The sequence below is a fragment of the Flavobacterium algoris genome (assembly GCF_048158525.1).
In the GTDB taxonomy this organism is placed as follows: domain Bacteria; phylum Bacteroidota; class Bacteroidia; order Flavobacteriales; family Flavobacteriaceae; genus Flavobacterium; species Flavobacterium algoris.
Genome location: NZ_JBLNKT010000014.1, coordinates 63,205 through 82,063, shown reverse-complemented (window position 1 = coordinate 82,063; position 18,859 = coordinate 63,205). Strand labels below are relative to the sequence as shown.

The 18,859-nt window shown below is 33.6% G+C and carries 16 protein-coding genes; 8 read left to right on the top strand and 8 right to left on the bottom strand.

The features are described 5' to 3' along the window. Window positions 1-179 precede the first annotated feature (179 nt). Window positions 180-2,048, bottom strand: a complete 1,869-nt coding sequence (locus ACM55I_RS09315; protein WP_416846496.1) for an alpha-amylase family protein — start codon at window positions 2,046-2,048, stop codon at window positions 180-182. Between the two features lie 273 nt (window positions 2,049-2,321). On the opposite strand from ACM55I_RS09315, the gene ACM55I_RS09310 reads away from it, so the two are divergent. The 8 genes from ACM55I_RS09310 (at window position 2,322) to hemN (ending at window position 12,556) form a co-directional block, all read left to right on the top strand. After that, window positions 2,322-3,953: an OstA-like protein gene (locus tag ACM55I_RS09310; RefSeq protein ID WP_416846495.1), complete on the top strand. Its 1,632-nt coding sequence runs from the start codon at window positions 2,322-2,324 to the stop codon at window positions 3,951-3,953. Window positions 3,954-4,035: 82 nt separating this feature from the next. Continuing rightward, window positions 4,036-5,223 (top strand): aspartate aminotransferase family protein, encoded by a 1,188-nt coding sequence (locus ACM55I_RS09305; protein WP_416846494.1) that lies wholly within the window; start codon window positions 4,036-4,038, stop codon window positions 5,221-5,223. Between the two features lie 250 nt (window positions 5,224-5,473). After that, complete coding sequence (locus ACM55I_RS09300) at window positions 5,474-6,871, top strand: tetratricopeptide repeat protein (protein ID WP_416846493.1); 1,398 nt, start codon at window positions 5,474-5,476, stop codon at window positions 6,869-6,871. Further along, complete coding sequence (locus ACM55I_RS09295) at window positions 6,871-7,620, top strand: shikimate dehydrogenase family protein (RefSeq protein WP_416846492.1); 750 nt, start codon at window positions 6,871-6,873, stop codon at window positions 7,618-7,620. Before ACM55I_RS09300 ends, ACM55I_RS09295 begins: the two co-directional genes overlap by 1 nt. A gap of 325 nt (window positions 7,621-7,945) precedes the next feature. Beyond that, window positions 7,946-9,967, top strand: coding sequence for a DUF349 domain-containing protein (locus tag ACM55I_RS09290; RefSeq protein WP_416846491.1), 2,022 nt, complete (start codon window positions 7,946-7,948; stop codon window positions 9,965-9,967). A 146-nt stretch (window positions 9,968-10,113) separates the two neighbouring features. Next, window positions 10,114-10,461 carry a hypothetical protein gene (locus ACM55I_RS09285; protein WP_416846489.1) on the top strand — a complete coding sequence of 116 codons (348 nt, stop codon included), beginning with the start codon at window positions 10,114-10,116 and terminating at the stop codon, window positions 10,459-10,461. A 118-nt stretch (window positions 10,462-10,579) separates the two neighbouring features. Then, window positions 10,580-11,053, top strand: coding sequence for a hypothetical protein (locus ACM55I_RS09280; protein ID WP_416846488.1), 474 nt, complete (start codon window positions 10,580-10,582; stop codon window positions 11,051-11,053). A 138-nt stretch (window positions 11,054-11,191) separates the two neighbouring features. Continuing rightward, on the top strand, window positions 11,192-12,556 hold the full coding sequence (gene hemN, locus ACM55I_RS09275; protein WP_416846487.1) for an oxygen-independent coproporphyrinogen III oxidase: 1,365 nt from the start codon (window positions 11,192-11,194) through the stop codon (window positions 12,554-12,556). Window positions 12,557-12,629: 73 nt separating this feature from the next. Here hemN and ACM55I_RS09270 read toward each other — a convergent pair whose 3' ends face one another. The 7 genes from ACM55I_RS09270 to ccoS form a co-directional block, all read right to left on the bottom strand. After that, window positions 12,630-13,331, bottom strand: coding sequence for a sulfite exporter TauE/SafE family protein (locus ACM55I_RS09270; protein WP_416846485.1), 702 nt, complete (start codon window positions 13,329-13,331; stop codon window positions 12,630-12,632). A 9-nt stretch (window positions 13,332-13,340) separates the two neighbouring features. Then, window positions 13,341-13,790: a FixH family protein gene (locus tag ACM55I_RS09265; RefSeq protein ID WP_416846484.1), complete on the bottom strand. Its 450-nt coding sequence runs from the start codon at window positions 13,788-13,790 to the stop codon at window positions 13,341-13,343. A gap of 38 nt (window positions 13,791-13,828) precedes the next feature. Further along, the gene (gene ccoG, locus ACM55I_RS09260; protein ID WP_416846483.1) at window positions 13,829-15,247 is read right to left on the bottom strand and encodes a cytochrome c oxidase accessory protein CcoG; all 1,419 of its coding nucleotides are present in this window, start codon (window positions 15,245-15,247) and stop codon (window positions 13,829-13,831) included. Between the two features lie 4 nt (window positions 15,248-15,251). Beyond that, window positions 15,252-16,190 (bottom strand): cbb3-type cytochrome c oxidase N-terminal domain-containing protein, encoded by a 939-nt coding sequence (locus tag ACM55I_RS09255; protein WP_416846482.1) that lies wholly within the window; start codon window positions 16,188-16,190, stop codon window positions 15,252-15,254. Between the two features lie 27 nt (window positions 16,191-16,217). After that, window positions 16,218-16,388, bottom strand: a complete 171-nt coding sequence (locus ACM55I_RS09250; RefSeq protein ID WP_416846481.1) for a CcoQ/FixQ family Cbb3-type cytochrome c oxidase assembly chaperone — start codon at window positions 16,386-16,388, stop codon at window positions 16,218-16,220. 5 nt (window positions 16,389-16,393) lie between these two features. Next, entirely contained in the window at window positions 16,394-18,583 is a 2,190-nt protein-coding gene (gene ccoN, locus ACM55I_RS09245) for a cytochrome-c oxidase, cbb3-type subunit I (RefSeq protein WP_416846480.1), read from the bottom strand. A gap of 68 nt (window positions 18,584-18,651) precedes the next feature. Next, on the bottom strand, window positions 18,652-18,843 hold the full coding sequence (ccoS, locus tag ACM55I_RS09240; protein ID WP_416846479.1) for a cbb3-type cytochrome oxidase assembly protein CcoS: 192 nt from the start codon (window positions 18,841-18,843) through the stop codon (window positions 18,652-18,654). Window positions 18,844-18,859: the final 16 nt, after the last annotated feature.

Genomic DNA, 18,859 nt, shown 5'->3' with positions numbered 1-18,859 from the left:
GAGGTTTAAAAACTGGCTGCATAATCGCTGATTTTGGTACTTAAAAATACGAAGAATCAAAGTAATAAACAAAAAAAACTGCCCGAAAATTACTTTTCGGACAGCCTCTTTTTGTTTTAAAAACATTCTCGGCATTTGAAAATCATAATAAACTAACTATGATTTGGCTATTTTGTTTTCTATAATTGATAAATAAACGATTCGGATGGAGCAATTGTAATATGGGCTTTTCCTTCCCCATTTATAACCTGCAATTGAATGGCACTTTTATTATACAATTGATCCGTTACCGTATAATTTCCATCTTTCAAATTCCATTTTTGGATAATATCTTTAGGGATTTTTAATTCGAAATTACTTGTGGTAAGCCAAGAAAAATTAGTGACTACTATTAATTTTTGACTGTCTGACCAACGGGCAAAAGCATAAATCCCTGAATCGTACCCCTGAGTTTCATTGCGATTAACCGTTTGAATTTCTTGGTATTTCCCCATTAGAGCGGAGCTTTTAAGAGAAAAATTCAGCAATTTTTTGTAAAAATTACGCAAGTCTTTTTCATTTTGTGATAATTGACCTCCGTCAAATTTCCCTGCGTTCATCCAGCGCTGATGATTTGGAACACCTACATAATCAAAGATTGAAGTTCTGGAATGCGTACCAAAACCTCCGTTTTCATTTCCTGCTTCTCCTACTTCCTGACCAAAATAAATCATAGTTGGCGAAGTACTAATTGTGGTAGAAACTACCATTAAGGGCTTTCCTTTTTCTGGCGTTCCCGCAAATTCTGGACTTGCTAAACGTTGTTCATCATGATTATCTAGAAAATGCAACATATGATGCTCAATATCAGCCATACCGTTTTGTATGTCCGATAATCCATCTGGCAATGACTTGCCTCGTATTACATCTTTTAATTTATCATAGATTTCTACCTTGTCGTATAAATAGTCCATTTTACCCAAACGAATGTAATTTCTATACTCATTCGGATTATAGACTTCTGCCAATAAAAAAGCATCTGGATTTTTAACTTTAATAGCTGAATTCATATAGCTCCAGAACTCATAAGGCACCATTTCGGCCATATCGTATCGAAAGCCATCAACCCCTTTAGAAGTCCAATACAAGGCAATATCTCTGAATTTTTTCCAAGAATCTGGAACATCCTTTCCTTTCCAAAAATCGAAATGCTCTTTGTATGATTTTGTATCAAAACCGGCAGGAAGTTCTGGAAAATCTTTCGAACCATCAGGACGAATTCCGTAATTTACTTTTACCGTTTCATACCAATCATTACGATCTGGTTTTGCGAGACGAGACCCGTTTCCAGTCCATTTTGCAGGATATTCTTCAAATTTACCGTCAATAAGAGGATTCTTTTCTCCATTTAATGGTTTATCTGTATCGGGTACTTCAAAGTGTTTATTTGGAATATAATAAAAGTTATTATCCCTTTTATATTCAACAGTTATATCATCATCAGCACCAAAATCTCTTACTCCTTTAGGATTGTTCTTCCCTTCATATTTTCGCGCAATATGATTGGGAACTATATCAATAATTACTTTTAATCCCGCTTTGTGGGTTCTTGCAATCAAAGCCTCAAATTCTTGCAAACGATTGCTTGGATTCATTGCCAAATCTGGATTTACATTGTAATAATCTTTTACGGCATAAGGAGAACCTGCTCTTCCTTTCACAACTTCAGGATCATCATTAGAAATTCCGATTGCTGTGTAATCGTGTATCAAGGCATGATGCGGAACTCCGGTGTACCAAATATAAGTAACTCCTAAATCCTTTATCTCCTGTAATGCAGTATCTGTAAAATCGTTAAATTTTCCTACTCCATTTTCTTCAATAGTTCCCCAAGGTTTATTATTGGTATTTTTGTTGCCGAACAATCGCGTAAAAACCTGATATACAACTTCTTTTTTATTTGAGACGGTCTCTTTCTGTACTGTGTTCATTTTTAAATCTTTCGTTTTACAAGCCGTTGTCAAAAACACCAAACTTATTCCTGCAACAATAGTTATTTTTTTCATCATACAAAATTATTTATGTTGATTTCATTCTTTTTTTATAATTTATAAATCAATTTTTAAATTTAATATATTTTAGAGTAAAGAAGCTGCTATCGTTTGAAATTAAAAAGAATCGTTTTTAAAAACGGACACTACAACGAAAGAGTACCACTATTTGTTGATAACTTTAAAAATAAGCAGCAATAGTTTTATGTCTAATTTTATGGAATTATAAATAAATCCTAATATGGATTAGGATTGTCTCCTTTTTCATAAATTTGACAAAAAATAAATCCATTGAAGAAACTGCTATTTTTCATTCGTTGTTGTTTACTCTTACTTTGTACTAATTTGGTTTTGGCACAAGCACCCAAAAAAATTGTTGTAGAACATTCTGATTATTTTGATGTTAATCAAGTTGAAATACCCGATGCTGTTTTACTAACCGGAAATGTTCGTGTCAACCATGATGGAGTAGTTTTAACCTGCAATAAAGCCTATTACTTTCAAAATGAAAATTACATTAAAGCTTTTGGAAATGTACAATTAGTTCAAGGAGATACATTATTTTTAAACAGTAAATATGCTGAATACAATGGAAATGTAAAAAAAGCATATGCTACTGGAAGTGCAGTGATGAGTTCTCCGGATGCAACATTGGCTACAGACACCATCAACTTTGACAGAAACACACAAGAAGTATTTTATAATTCCCCGGGAACAATCGTAAATAAGGATAATACTTTAAAAAGTAAATCAGGAAAATACTATGTCGCTGAAAAAAAATTCCAATTTCTTACGGCAGTAACCATTACCAATCCACAGTATGTGATAAAAACAAATCATTTGGATTATTTCAGCAATTCAGGGCATTCCTATCTTTTAGGACCTTCAACAATTACCAGTAAAGCCAATTACATTTATACCGAAAAAGGGTTTTATGACACCAAGAAAAATCTGGCGCATTTTCTCAACAAATCCTATATACGATACGATGATCGGGTTATAAAAGGAGACAGTTTGTATTATGACAGAAACAGGGAATTTGCATCGGCAACTCGGAATGTAAAAATAACGGATTCCATCAATCGCGGAATTGTTAAAGGAAATTACGCCGAAATATATAAAAATCAGGATTCTATGTTTGTCACCAAAAGAGCCGTGGCGGTAAACTTTGTCGAAAATGATTCGGTTTACATTCATGGAAAAAAATTAATGGTTACCGGAAAAGAAGGAAATCGGATTATTCGGGCTTTCAACAATGTTCGCTTTTACAAAACGGATATGAGCGGTAAATGTGATTCGATACATTCGAGTTCAAAAACAGCTTTAACAAAACTGATAGGAAATCCAATACTTTGGAATGGTGAAAACCAGATTACAGGTGACATCATGCATCTAATTGGAAATAATAACACTAAAGCGCTTGATTCACTTAAAGTCCTGAATAATACTTTTCTGGTCTCGAAAGATACACTGGGAACAGGCTATAATCAGGTAAAAGGACAAAATCTATTTGGAAAATTTGAGGAAGGAAAATTGCATGATGTAGATATCATAAAAAACACGGAAGTTATTTATTATATGCGGAACGACGCGAAAGAACTCATTGGAATCAACAAAAATGTGAGTAGTAAAATCAATATTATTTTTGATAAAAAAACGATAGAAACTATCACCTTTTTCCAACAAGTGGATGGCGATATTTATCCCGAAAAAGATTTACCTGAAAACGCACGAAAACTTCGGGGTTTAGTCTGGCGTGGCGATGAAAGAATAAAATCCAAAGACGATATTTTTCCACCTGAAGAAAATGAAGACAACGATAAAATAGCCAAAGCAACTAAAGCCGAAGAAGCAAAGAAAGATGTTCCAATGAAAATCCGAAAGGAAACATTGAACTATGATAAGAAAAAGGGTAAAAAATAGTGATCAGTCGCAGTATTCAGGTTTCAGCCGCAGTTGCTCAGTAATAGTTCCCAGAAACGAATAAATATTTAAATAAATAACCGTGAATACCGATTTCCTAAAATATCAAGCACAGACATCACCGTATCCATTGGGCATGGAAGTTTCACATGCCGTAGGTACGTATATTTACGATTCCAATAATAAAAAATACTTGGATTTTGTGGCGGGAGTTTCCGCTTGTGCATTGGGGCATCAACACCCGAGAGTCAATCAAGCCATCAAAGATCAATTAGACAAATATTCACACGTAATGGTCTATGGGGAATATTCCCAAAGTCCCGCAGTTCAGTATTGCAAACTATTAGCCTCACTCCTACCAGCGCCTTTAGACAAAACCTATTTGGTCAATTCAGGGACAGAGGCCATCGAAGGCGCCTTAAAACTCGCCAGAAGAACCACCGGAAGAAGCCAATTGATTTCGTGCCATAATGCCTATCACGGAAATACCATGGGCTCGATGAGCGTGATGGGATTTGAAGAGCGTAAAAGAATTTTTCGCCCGTTGATTCCTGATGTCGATTTTATCACGTTCAATAACGAAGACGATTTACAAAAAATAACGACCAAAACCGCAGGAATTATTCTGGAAACCATTCAAGGTGGCGCCGGATTTATTCAGCCACACAATGATTTCCTTAAAAAAGTGCGGCAACGCTGCACTGAAGTGGGTGCGATTATGATTCTCGACGAAATCCAACCGGGTTTTGGAAGAACCGGAAAACTCTTTGGATTTCAAAATTACAATGTCGTTCCTGATATTGTGGTAATGGGAAAAGGAATGGGTGGCGGCATGCCTGTAGGTGCTTTTACGGCTTCATCTGCCATGATGGATTTGTTGAGTGATAATCCAAAACTAGGACATATCACGACTTTTGGAGGTCACCCTGTCATTGCGTCAGCCTGTTTGGCGACTTTGCAGGAAATTACTGAGACCAACCTCATGGCCGAAGCAATGGAGAAAGAAAAGCTATTCAGAACACTTTTGGTACATCCTTTGATAGTAGAAATAAGAGGAAAAGGATTAATGCTGGCCGCAATGACAGAAAGTGCCGATATTACAAACGAAGTGATTCTCAAATGTCAAGACAAAGGGCTAATTTTATTTTGGTTATTATTTGAAGGATGCGCCATTAGAATAACACCTCCTCTAACCATTTCTGAAGAAGAAATACGAGAAGGTTGCAGCATCATACTTGAAGTAATGGATGAAATTTTGAACAAGAATTAATTATTTAAAAATATCACAATGGGGAGCTATTTCCCGCTATCCGTTGCAATCTTTCCTTACCTGAACTTGTTTTCAGGAACCTGAAAACAAGTTCAGGTAAGGAAAGGATTTTCACTTCTATCGGGGCTATGGCATCAGTTTAAACCAACCCTTTTTTTGTTAATTAAATTGTTCACAACAATTCTAACTTTCCCTCACAGTACACGCACGATTTCCTAAATTTATTTAGGCCAAATTAAAAACACACAGTATGCAATTAAGCAACGAAGAAGAAGACTATAACTTATCATTGTCTAAATTTGAGTCCATGTTGAAAACCAACAAAGTTCTCTTTTTTGACTCCGAAGAATTTGAAGAAATTATTCTTCATTATCTCGATATGGGTAAGGCCGCTTTGGCAAAAAAAGCACTCAAACTGGCATTGGAACAACATCCAAAATCTACCGGACTAAAATTAGTCCAAGTGGAAATGCTTGTTTATGATGACAAACTCGAATTAGCCGAAAAGCTATTGAATGAGTTGTACGCCATTGAACCAACCAATGAAGAAATTTACATTCAAAAAGCCAATATCTGTTCTAAAAGAGACCAGCATGAGAAGGCCGTTGAAATGTTGAAAATAGCACTACAATACACTGATGATTATGCCGATGTCTATAATTTAATAGGCATGGAATATCTTTTTATGGATAATCTTGAAATGGCGAAAGAAAGCTTTATCAAGTGTCTGGAAGAAGATCTGGAAGACCAATCAGCATTATACAACGTAGTGTATTGTTTTGAATTTTTAGATCAAAATCAAGAGGCTATCGCCTATTTGAATAAATACATTGACAAAAATCCGTACAGCGAAATCGCCTGGCATCAACTAGGTCGTTTGTATTATGGCGTAAAAGAATATGAAAATGCAATTCGCGCCTTTGATTATGCTACTCTAATCGATGACGAATTCCTTGGCGCTTTCATGGAAAAAGCCAAAGCTTACGAACGTTTAAAAAAATACGCAGAAGCCATCGAAAGTTACAGTAGAACCATCGAATTAGATGATGCTACTTCGTATGCTTTACTCCGTATGGGAAAATGCTATGAAAAACTAGGAAACAAAGTTTTAGCATTGAAATATTTCAATCAAACCGTTCATGAAGATCCCCTTTTAGACAAAGGATGGATTGCCATAACTGACTTTTACGTACGTCAAAAAAATTACCAAAAAGCGTTATTTTTTGTCAACAAAGCGTTAGCTATTGATAATCAAAATCGCTTGTATTGGAAACGATATGCAACTATTAACAAACAAATGAACTTCTTTGAAGAAGCTGAGTTTGGATATAGAAAAGCAGTAGAATTTGGTGATTACGGATTGGATACTTGGTTATTTTGGGTGGATATTCTACAATTTTTAGGCGAATTTGAAAGTGCTATTCAAACTTTATTACAAGCTTCGGAATATTTTCCGGAAGAGAACGAAGTAGAATATCGTCTAGCAGGATTGTATTTTATGATTGGACAAAACACTAAAGCAAAGTTCCATTTAAGTAATGCTTTGCGATTGAATTTTGACAACTATATTCTTTTAGAAGACTTATTTCCTGTTGTTTGGACAAAGAAAATGGTGCAAAATTATATTGCAAAACATAAAAAATTATAATGGTTGACATAGTTAGAAAACGCTTTGGTTTATTAGGACGCAACATTAATTATTCATTTTCAAAAGGATATTTTACCGATAAATTTAACAACGAAAACTTCACAGGTTGCACTTATGAGAATTTCGATATTCCTGAAATATCCTCTTTTCCGGAGATAATTAAAAACACTTCGGATTTAAAAGGACTGAATGTTACCATTCCATACAAGGAAACGGTAATTCCATTTCTTGATAAATTATCTAAAAACGCAGCACAAATTGGTGCGGTAAATACCATTAAAATTACCAAAAAAGGAAAATTAAAAGGCTACAATACAGACTATTATGGTTTCAAAAAATCATTAGAGCCTTTATTGCAGCCACACCATAAAAAAGCATTGATTTTAGGAACAGGAGGAGCTTCTAAAGGAGTGGCTTTTGCTTTGGATGAGTTAGGTATTCTATACACTTTTGTTTCCAGAGAAGCCAAGGGAGACACTATTGATTATGACCGAATTAATACAACAACATTCGATAATTACCAAATCATAATAAATTCCACTCCAGTAGGAACGAGCCCTAATGTGGATGCATTTCCATTAATTCCGTATGAGTTTTTCACCGATAAGCACATTGCGTTTGACTTGATTTACAATCCTGCTGAAACTCAATTTCTTAAAAGAGCCGCAGCACAAGGAGCCCAAATAAAAAATGGTCTAGACATGCTTATTTTTCAGGCTGAAAAAGCGTGGAAAATTTGGAATAAATAATAGAAAAACCTAATTTTTCGTACACGCACTTATGTAAGTAAAAAAGCCATTTAAGAAGAGTGGCTTTTTGTTTAAAATATTAAACTGCAATAAATAAAAAAATCCTGATCAATTCCCAAAACCCTAGCCCTGATGGTAGCGGCATCCTTTTTTATTCGCTTTTTCGGCGGATAAAAAAGATACAGCGAATAGCAGGAAATTGCTTCAAAAAAAAGAAAATTTTAACATAAAACGACTCTAAATAAAGGATTTATTTTGTAATTTCATGCTCCTTCACTATCTTTCGTGTTCGATACAAAAAATAAAAACCTTACACATTGAAAAAATGTTAGAAGAAAAGAATGATAACCTGCTGGAAGCAGATGGAAGTTTAGAGAATAATTCACTTGAATTAAATCAATCAGATACTATTATGGAAACTGAAACAATTGACGAAAGTAACGATAGCGTAGCTGTTCATTCTATTGACGAAAATGTTGTTACCCTATCTGGGGAAGAATTGGCAAATGATGAACCTACTATAGAAACTGAAAACCAATCGGTATTAAACGCAATTACGGAGGCTAATGCTGAAGAAAGCGAAGATGACACGTTGAAAGAACGCCATGATATCCCGATGCAGGATTACGATACATTATCTCTTGAAGAACTGGTAGAAGAACTGAAAAATTTAGTTACCAATGAAAAAGTGATGTCTGTAAAGGATCATATCGAAGAAATAAAAAAAGCATTCTTAGCTAAATACAACCATCTTCTTGAAGAGAAAAAAGAAGAATTTCTTGCTGAAAATCAAGATTCAAATGAAGAATTCCAATACCATTCTCCATTAAAAACCCAATTTGACAAATATTATTCTCTTTTCAGAGATACTAAAAACACACATTTCAAGAGTTTACAAACCAATCTAAAAACCAATTTAGAAAATCGTTTGGCTATTGTTGAGGAATTGAAAGAATTAATCAATCCACAGGAAAACATCAAAGACACCTTAAAACATTTTAATGATTTAAGAGAACGATGGAAAAATGCGGGACCAATTCCGAAAGATAAATACAATCACGTTTGGAATAATTTCCATTTTCATGTGGAAAATTTCTATGACTATTTACATCTTGACCGAGAAGCGAGAGACTTGGATTTCAAACATAATCTAGAACAAAAACAAAAAATTGTAGCTCGTGTTGAAGAATTGGTAAAAGAAGCCGATGTCAATAAAGCGTTTCGAGAATTACAGGATTTACATAGAATCTGGAAAGAAGACATTGGACCGGTTTCTAGAGAACATCGTGATGAAATCTGGAATAAGTTTAGTGATTTGACTAAGCAAATGCATGATAAACGTGAAGTTTTATTTGAAAATCAAAGAGGAACGGAACTTGAAAATCTAGAAAAGAAAAAAGAAATTATCGCTAAAATTGAAGTTTTAGCTACTGAGAAAGTAAATGCACATTCACAATGGCTGGCACAAATAGAAAAAGTAGAAGCTTTAAGAGCTGCTTTCTTTTCAGCCGGAAAAGTACCATCGGATGTAAATGAGGAAACTTGGGCCAGTTTTAAAACTGCCGTTAGAAATTTTAATTCTTTCAAAAATTCATTTTACAAAGACATTAAGAAAGATCAAAACGATAATTTAAGCAAAAAAACTGCGCTTGTTGCTAAAGCCAAAGAACTACAAGAAAGTACTGATTTTGCTGCGACTACTCCCATCATGAAGCAAATTCAGGATGAGTGGAAACAAATAGGACATGTACCTAGAAAATATTCGGATAAAATCTGGAAAGAGTTTAAAGATGCCTGTAATCATTATTTTGACAAATTAAAAGAGCAAAAAAATGAAGAAAACGGCGAAGAAGTAGAAGCTTTTGATAATAAAAAAGCCTATTTAGAAACGTTAAGAGAATACCAATTAACTGGTGATCACAAAACTGATTTAGATGCTATAAAATTACATATTGAAACATGGAAAAACTTTGGAAAAGTCCCTTTCCCAAGAAGACATATTGAAGGAAAATTCAATAAAATTCTGGATGCTCTTTTTGAAAAATTGAGTTTGAGTAAAAAAGACACTGACATGATCCGTTTTTCCAATAGAATGGACAATTTATCAGAGAGTAATGATACGCGCAAACTGGATAACGAAAAGATATTCCTAATGCGTAAAATTGAGGAAGTACAAAATGAAATTTTCCAACTGGAGAATAACATTCAATTTTTCACCAATACCAGAAATGCAAAAAAAGAAAATTCCATTGTATTAGAAGTTCGTAAAAATATTGCCATTCACAAAGAAAGTCTTGATGTTTGGAAAGAAAAACTAAAACAATTGAGAAATTTGAAAATAGAATAATTTTCAATATTTTTTAAAATAACAAACCTCGCTCTTAAATAGTGCGAGGTTTTTTTTTATGCAAAAGAGTTTCTTTATTTAAAAATTTAACTTTCATTTATCAGAAAAAACCACCTAAAGTCGGCTGTTAATTTTAAATTTGCAAAATGAATTGGATTAAGAAAACAGTTGTTTTTATTGGACTTTCAATAGTTTTATTATTTGCTTTTAATGCAAACCAATCTCCTATTGAAAAAATTAAAATAGAAAAAACCAGTTCTTCCTTTTCTCCTGACGGCATTCATTCTTCGGTTTTTATACAACCACATGCTAACAATATAGTTGGATTCCATTATAAAACTACCGATTATACAATTGCAAAATATCTTGAAAATTTTCAAGTTGCAATTCCAGATTTTAAAGTCCTAAAATTCTTTTCTCGTTATGCGAAACAAGACATCAATCGATGTGAAATGGTTTCGCTCCTACTCTTTCCTTTCCATTATTTTTGGTGATTTAAAGCCCTGATTCCGTAATTAGAAGATACACTTATCTTTCTTTTTCGAATGAATTCCATTTGGTTTTCAATCGAATTTATCATGCTTTACAAATAACTCAAAAAAAATAAAAAAAATGGATACATCCGTAACTATAATAGGCCTTATAATAACAATCTTAATAGGCATTCCGCTATTCTTTGTATTTCGCTCAAATGTCATTAACAAGAATAAAATCAGGGAGATAAAGAAAAAATACGATCAAAATAATCATTTCAATTTTGAATTAACTGAAACCCAAAACAAAAAAGTATTGGCTTTAGACCAAAAAAAAAAAGGCTTTCTTTTAATGGATTTTAACGCTCCGGAAGAAATAGTCTCTTTTGTTAATTTAAATGATATTGATTCTTGCAAACTGGTTGCGACGACTGAAAAGAATTCGGCCAAAATCATAAAAATAGAATTTGAATTTGGATACAAAGAAGCCCATAAAAAAGAATTAGTTCAATTCTACACTATTGAAAACGAAATAATAGACCAAGAATGTTTATACGAAGACCATGTATTGGCACAAAAATGGACAAAAATTATTACAGATTGTATTTCCTAAACTATTAATTATTATTCGCTAAAAGGGGCTGTTCAAAAAGACAGTCTCTTTTTTTATAAATGCTATTTTTAATATGATAATTATCATTTTAAATTTTTAGGAGTAATGGTACTTTTGATTATGCAAAATGACTTCATCATGAAAAACTCGCTAATTCAAAAATACAATGTTCCTGGACCTAGATATACAAGTTATCCAACGGTTCCTTATTGGGATGAAACTGATTTTTCGGAAAAAACTTGGGTTGAAAGTTTAAAAAAATCATTTACAACCAGTAATAGTGCTGAAGGAATCAGTTTGTATATCCATCTGCCTTTTTGCGAAAGCTTATGTACTTTTTGTGGTTGTAACAAGCGTATTACAAAAAATCATAGTGTTGAGCATCCTTATATTGAAGCACTTTTAAAAGAATGGACTATCTATTGTACTATCCTTGGGGAAAAACCAACTATAAAAGAAATTCATTTGGGAGGTGGAACTCCTACATTTTTCTCTACAAAAAATCTGGAGGATTTAATAAACGGAATCTTCTCGCATGCTAACAAAGCCAAAGACTATGAATTTAGTTTTGAAGGGCATCCAAACAATACTACGCATGAGCATTTGCAAAAACTCTATGAATTAGGTTTTCGTAGAGTCAGTTTTGGTGTTCAGGATTATTCTGAAAAAGTTCAAAAAGCAATTCATAGGGAACAACCTTTTCATAATGTGGCAAAAGTTACTTTTTGGGCAAGGGAAATAGGCTATACTTCAATAGGTCATGATATCATTTTTGGATTGCCATTTCAGGAAATTGAAGATGTAATCGATACCATTGAGAAAACAAAATCTTTACAGCCCGATAGATTGGCGTTTTATAGTTACGCCCACGTTCCCTGGATTAAAGGAAATGGGCAACGCGGTTTCAATGATGAAGATATTCCAAAAGATGATAAAAAACGAATGTTGTACGAAACTGGCAAAAAGTTATTATATGAAAATGGCTATTATGAAATAGGAATGGATCATTTTGCTTTGAAAACGGACAGTTTGTATGACGCTTTTCAAAACGGGAAATTGCATCGCAATTTTATGGGATACAGTTCCTCAAAAACCCAATTAATGATTGGATTGGGTGTTTCATCTATTAGTGACAGTTGGTTTAGTTTTACTCAAAATGTAAAGAATCTGGAGGACTATTATCAAATATTAGAATGGGACAAACTACCTATTTTTAGAGGTCATTTATTGACCAATGAAGATCTTATCATACGAAAACACATCTTGAATTTAATGTGTCAATTTGAAACTTCCTGGCAGAAAAACGAAGGATATTTTGATGAAATTCCTGAAGTCTTAATTCAATTAAAGGAAATGGAACACGATGGATTAGTAATTATAAATGACAATACAATTCAGGTTACCGAAATAGGAAAACCTTATGTTCGCAATATTTGTATGGCATTTGACTTGCGTTTAAAAAGGAAAGCTCCGGAAACCGAATTATTTTCGATGACAATTTAGCGATTGTTACTCTTTAAAAAATATAAAAGCACGCTTAATGGCGTGCTTTTATTTATATACTATGAATTAAAAATTAATGACAATTAGGATTTGCCTGTACAAACAAACTCATATTGGATGGCGAAATATAAGGAATTCCTAATCCCAATCCTCTCAAGATAAATAATACGCCAATAACTACAGCAACATAAGGAATTGCTTTTTGGATGCTGTTTCGAATAGGAATGGTCAAAAATGAATTAATATAGACTACACCACTCATCATAGGAACTGTTCCAAATCCGAATAAGATCATATACAAAACTCCAAGACTTTCACTTTGCATCGCAATGGCACCAAACAAGGCAACATAAACCATTCCGCAAGGTAAGAATCCATTAAGTAAACCAATAGTGAATAATGATTTGTAACTTTTGTTTTTGAACTGACTTCCTAAAGCTGTTTTTATTTTAGAGATTACTTTAAAAACTGGTTTCGAAAAATTATATTTAGCAAATAATTTATCTGGCGTTAGGACAATAATAATCATCGCTACACCAATGAATATCGATAATTTCTGTTGCAGACCGGCCATAAAAAAACCTTTACCAACCAAACCAAAAACAAACCCAATAGTGGCATACGCCGTTAATCTCCCTAAATGATACGTGATAATTTGGGTTACTTTCTTTGCCTGATTTGTTCTATCTACAGGTAACATCATAGCAATAGGCCCACACATTCCTATGCAGTGAAAACTACTTATTAAACCGAAAATGAAAGCCGTGTAAAGCATTGTTTAAGTCTAATTGATGTAAATTGTTTCTTTAGTCAAATAGGATTTACCTTCATATTGCCATTCCATATTAATGTCCCAACGACCGCCTGCCAAACTTTTTTTAGGTATGAGCAAAGTAGGATTAGATAGCGAAATTGGAATTTCAAAATCTAATTTTTTAGTAGACGGTCTGTAAAGGGACACTTTTCCTTTAATGTCTTTTGGAACAAATACATCCGGAAATACAATTGTAACCCCATCTGAAGTAGTCTTTATTATTGGTCTTTGAGCCAAATCATGTGCGTTTTGAATTCGTATCATCTCATCCCCAAAATGAACATCATGTTTGTAATATTCTTCTACAACCAACTCATTATCATATTTTGAATCTGATTGTACTTTGAAAACAAAATATAAAATGAAGGTCATAAACAGACCAAATGCAATGACGATTCCTGTTCCCCAATTAAATTTCATGATATTTTATTTATATATTTTAATCCTAAACTAATTTCCTAATCAAAACTTCGCGGACTTAAAAAACTAGTTGTACTTGTTTCAATTTTTTCAGTACCGTTATAGACATCAATTTTTAATTTTGTTTTATCGCTGTCTAATAAATTTTGATTGATTTCCACAAATAGAGTTCCTCCATTCATACCTTGTTTAGGAATTTTGAAATCTTGTTTTCCTACTACTTTTAAGGTTCCTTTTATTCCAACTAATTTGAAATGAATATCATTGAAATCATCGTTGGTTTTATTGATAATTTTAAAAGTGTAGACATTACTGATGTTATCCCCTTTATGTTGAAACAATTGCCCCGGCAATCTCAAAATACTAGCTTCAACATCTGTACGTAAAAACAATAATCCTATTAAAATTCCTGTCAAAATAAACAATACAGCAGAATAGCCTTTCATTCTTGGAGTGAATTTGAACTTGATTTTTTTCTCAATTTCATCTTCTGATGCGTAACGAATTAAGCCTTTTGGTAATCCAACGCTGTCCATAATAGTATCACATTCATCAATACAAGCTGTACAATTGATACATTCTAATTGAACACCGTTTCGGATATCAATTCCTGTTGGACAAACATTCACACATTGTTTGCAATCAATACAATCTCCTTTCCCAGTGACAGCCCTATCTTCTTGTTTGTTGAATTTAGCTTTTCCTAATTCTTTCTCACCACGGACAAAATCATACGCAACATTTATCGATTTATCATCTAACAAAACACCTTGTAATCTTCCGTAAGGACAAGCAATAATACAAACTTGTTCTCTAAACCAAGCAAAAATAAAATAGAATACACCAGTAAAAATCAACAGTGAAACCAAAGTGCTCACATGGTTTTCAGGTCCTTCTTCAATCATTAAAAACAACTTATCACTACTGATAAGATACGCCAGAAATACATTGGCAATAAAAAAGGAAATGATTAGAAACATAGTCCATTTAAGTCCTTTTTTTCTGATTTTTTCAGCGTTCCATTCTTGCTTTTCCAAACGAATCTGAGCACCACGATCTCCTTCAATCCAATATTCAATTCTGCGGAAAACCATTTCTAAAAAAATAGTCTGCGGACAAATCCATCCGCAAAATATTCGTCCAAAAATCACCGTAAAAAGAATCACGAAAACGACGCCTACAATCATAAAAAGAACGAAAAGATAAAAATCTTGTGGCCAGAATGGAAATCCGAAAATATTAAATCTTCTTTCCAACACATTAAACATCATGAATTGATTGCTATTAATCTTTATAAAAGGATTGGCAACCAGAACAATCAACAAAAAGTAACTGACCCACTTTCTATAATCATAAAATTTACCGGAAGGTTTTTTAGGGAAAATAAATTTTCGATTTCCTTCTTCGTCAATCGTTCCGATAGTATCTCTAAAAGCTTCGTCTGGTAATTTTGACATTTTTTTATTTTTTAATTGGAGTACTATCTGTTTTTAAAGTAACAGTAGCATCGGTTTTTGGAGCATTCTCATCAACCCAAATTTCACCATCAGGTGCTTTGGGATCTTTTGGATTACTCCCTTGTAAAGACAATACATAACTGGCAACATGCTGAATATCTTTTGGTTTCAAAGTACCTTTCCAAGCAATCATCCCTTTTCCATCGCGGCCTCCATTTGTAATAGTGTGAAACAAATTCTTGATTCCACCACCCAAAATCCAATGGTTATCCGTTAAGTTTGGTCCTATTTGTCCTCCGGCATCAGCTCTGTGACAAGCCACACAATTCGTTGTAAAAATTTCTTTCCCAGCCACTAGATCCGCAGGCTCTGTCAATAAGACAACTGTTTTTTCATCCATCAAATCTGGAGCAGTTTTCATATATTCAGCAATCTCAATTTTGGCTTGAGCCACTTCTTTTTTAAGTTCCATCTCTTGATTATCGGCTCCTAAAACCTCATATCGAACCATATAAACAACCCCAAAAAGTATACAAGCGTAGAATAAATACACCCACCATGGCGGCAAATTGTTATCTAGCTCTTTGATTCCGTCATAGTCATGCTCTAATAATAATTGATTTTCATTTTCTAATGGTACTGACTTGGTTAAGCTTTTCATCAAATTTATGAACCATGCTTTTTCTTTAAAGCTAATCGAAATAACATTTTCTAATTTTTGTTTCTGTTCTTCCGTCATCAATTGATAGCTAATGTTATCAACTGCTTTCATTGTAATTTCTATCGCTATTAAAAGGAATAGAAATACAAACAAAAAGACAGCAACCATTGGGAATTTTATAAAAGCCGGTCTGTCACCTGAGTCAATAAAATACTCCATTGCTCCAAATACAGCAAAGAAAACAACCGGAACTCTTACATATGCTGGAATTAATTTTTTCATTTTCTAAATTTTAAAAAATTATACTATTTAATTGTCGTTCAAAGGGATTTGGCTTAATTCAGTAATCTTATCCTTTTTATAAGAGAAAACCCAAATTCCAAGTCCAATGAAAAAGACGAAGAAGATCAATAAAGATACGATTGGATATATCGCAACTCCTTCGATAGTTTCCATATTGTGTTTAATTTGTTCGAACATGACTTTTATTTTTTAGCTATATCTTTTACTTTAATATCCGTTCCAAGTCTTTGTATGTAAGCAATCATTGCAACGATTTCTCTTTCATTCATTGGAATGAATTTTTCTCCTCTTGCTTCTGCTTTTTTCTTGCTATCATTATAACTTTTTACAAAGTCAGGATCGTTTTTCAAGCTTTCTTCAATTTTAATTGCTTGCGCTCTTAAATCATTCAACCCATTTGCAACTTGAGCATCAGTATAAGGAACACCAAGTGTAACCATGGCTTTCATCTTGCTTTGAGTTAGAGAAATATCCATCGGTTTATTATCAAACAGCCATTTATAACCTGGCATAATTGAACCCGCAGATATACTTTGAGGGCTCCAAAAGTGGTTGAAATGCCAGTTATCATTGTATTTCCCTCCTACTCTCAATAAATCAGGACCTGTACGTTTTGACCCCCAAAGGAATGGATGATCGTATACAAATTCTCCCGCTTTAGATTGTGGTCCATAACGTTCCACTTCACTACGGAAAGGACGAACAGATTGAGAGTGACACCCTACACAACCCTCACGAATGTATAAATCACGTCCTTCTAATTCCAGAGGAGAATAAGGTTTCACACTGGCGATTGTTGGGATATTCGATTTGACCATAATCGTAGGTACAATTTGAATAACACCACCTATTAAAATAGCTATTGTTGCTAAGATTGTCAATTGAATAGGTTTTCTTTCTAACCAAGGATGAAATTTCTCTCCTTTAACTCTTCCTGAGCTAATTTTTATTAATTCAGGTGCAGCAGCCAATTCATCTTCGATTTTAGAACCTAATCTAACGGTTTGAATAACATTATACACTAAGGAAAACATCCCAATTAAATAAAGAGTTCCACCTATAGCTCTCATCCAATACATTGGCATAATTTGAGTTACAGTTTCAAGGAAGTTACCATAAGTTAAAGTTCCATCTGGATTAAACTGTTTCCACATAGAAGCTTGTAAAAACCCAGCAACATACATTGGAATTGTATATAAAATGATCCCTAAAGTACCAATCCAAAAGTGAAAATTAGCTAATTTAAGAGAATACAAAGTACTTTTAGTCATTCTGGGAATCAACCAATATATCATACCAAAAGCCATAAATCCATTCCAAGCTAACGCCCCTACGTGAACGTGAGCAATAATCCAATCCGTGTAATGCGCAATAGCATTTACATTTTTCAGCGATAACATTGGACCTTCAAAAGTTGCCATTCCATAACCGGTAATGGCCACAACAAAGAATTTCAAAACTGGATCTACTCGCACTTTATCCCAAACACCTCTCAAAGTTAAAAGTCCGTTTATCATTCCACCCCAAGATGGTGCAATCAACATGATAGAAAAAGCTACTCCTAAATTTTGTGCCCAATTAGGCAACGCTGAATACAATAAGTGGTGAGGACCGGCCCAGATATAAATAAAAATCAATGACCAGAAGTGAACAATAGATAATCTATAAGAATATACAGGACGGTTCGCCGCTTTTGGAACGTAATAATACATTAACCCTAAGAAAGGTGTTGTCAAGAAAAACGCAACTGCATTATGTCCATACCACCATTGCACTAACGCATCTTGAACTCCTGCATAAACAGAATAACTTTTCATGGGTGAAACCGGCAATTCTAAACTGTTGAAAATATGTAAAACTGCTACAGTAACAAAAGTTGCCAAGTAAAACCAAATCGCAACATACAAATGGCGCTCTCTACGTTTTAAAATGGTTCCAATCATATTGATACCAAAAACAACCCAAATTAATGCAATCGCTATATCAATTGGCCATTCTAATTCGGCATATTCTTTTGAAGAACTATACCCAAGAGGCAATGATATGGCTGCAGCAACAATAATCAATTGCCATCCCCAAAAATGAAGATTACTCAAAAAATCATTGAACATCCTGGCTTTCAACAATCGTTGCAAAGAGTAATAAATCCCTGCAAACATTGCATTTCCTACAAAAGCAAAGATAACTGCATTCGTGTGTAAAGGTCTTAATCGACCATAACTCAACCACGAAATTCCATCGGTTACATTTGGAAAAAGGAACATAAAGGCCAATGTAAGCCCCACTAACATCCCTACAACTCCAAAGACGATGGTTGCGTAAATGAATTTTTTTACAATTTTGTTGTCATAATAAAACTGCTGCATTTCCATAATTAAATATGTTTTAATTTAAAAGTTTAATGTTTAAGGCTAAAAGTTATTGAAGTTTTCAGATACAATTACTTCTCATCTTGTTTTTCTGGTCTCACTTCTTTTTGGGTCGATTTCAAAAGCTCATCGTCAAAAAGCATTCTGACTGATGGCGTATAATCATCATCATATTGACCTGTTTTTACTGCTCGTATAAAAGCAATAAAGAAACCAATCGCGACTATTATACTGATGGAGATTAATAAATAAATGACACTCATACCTTAATTTGTGTTA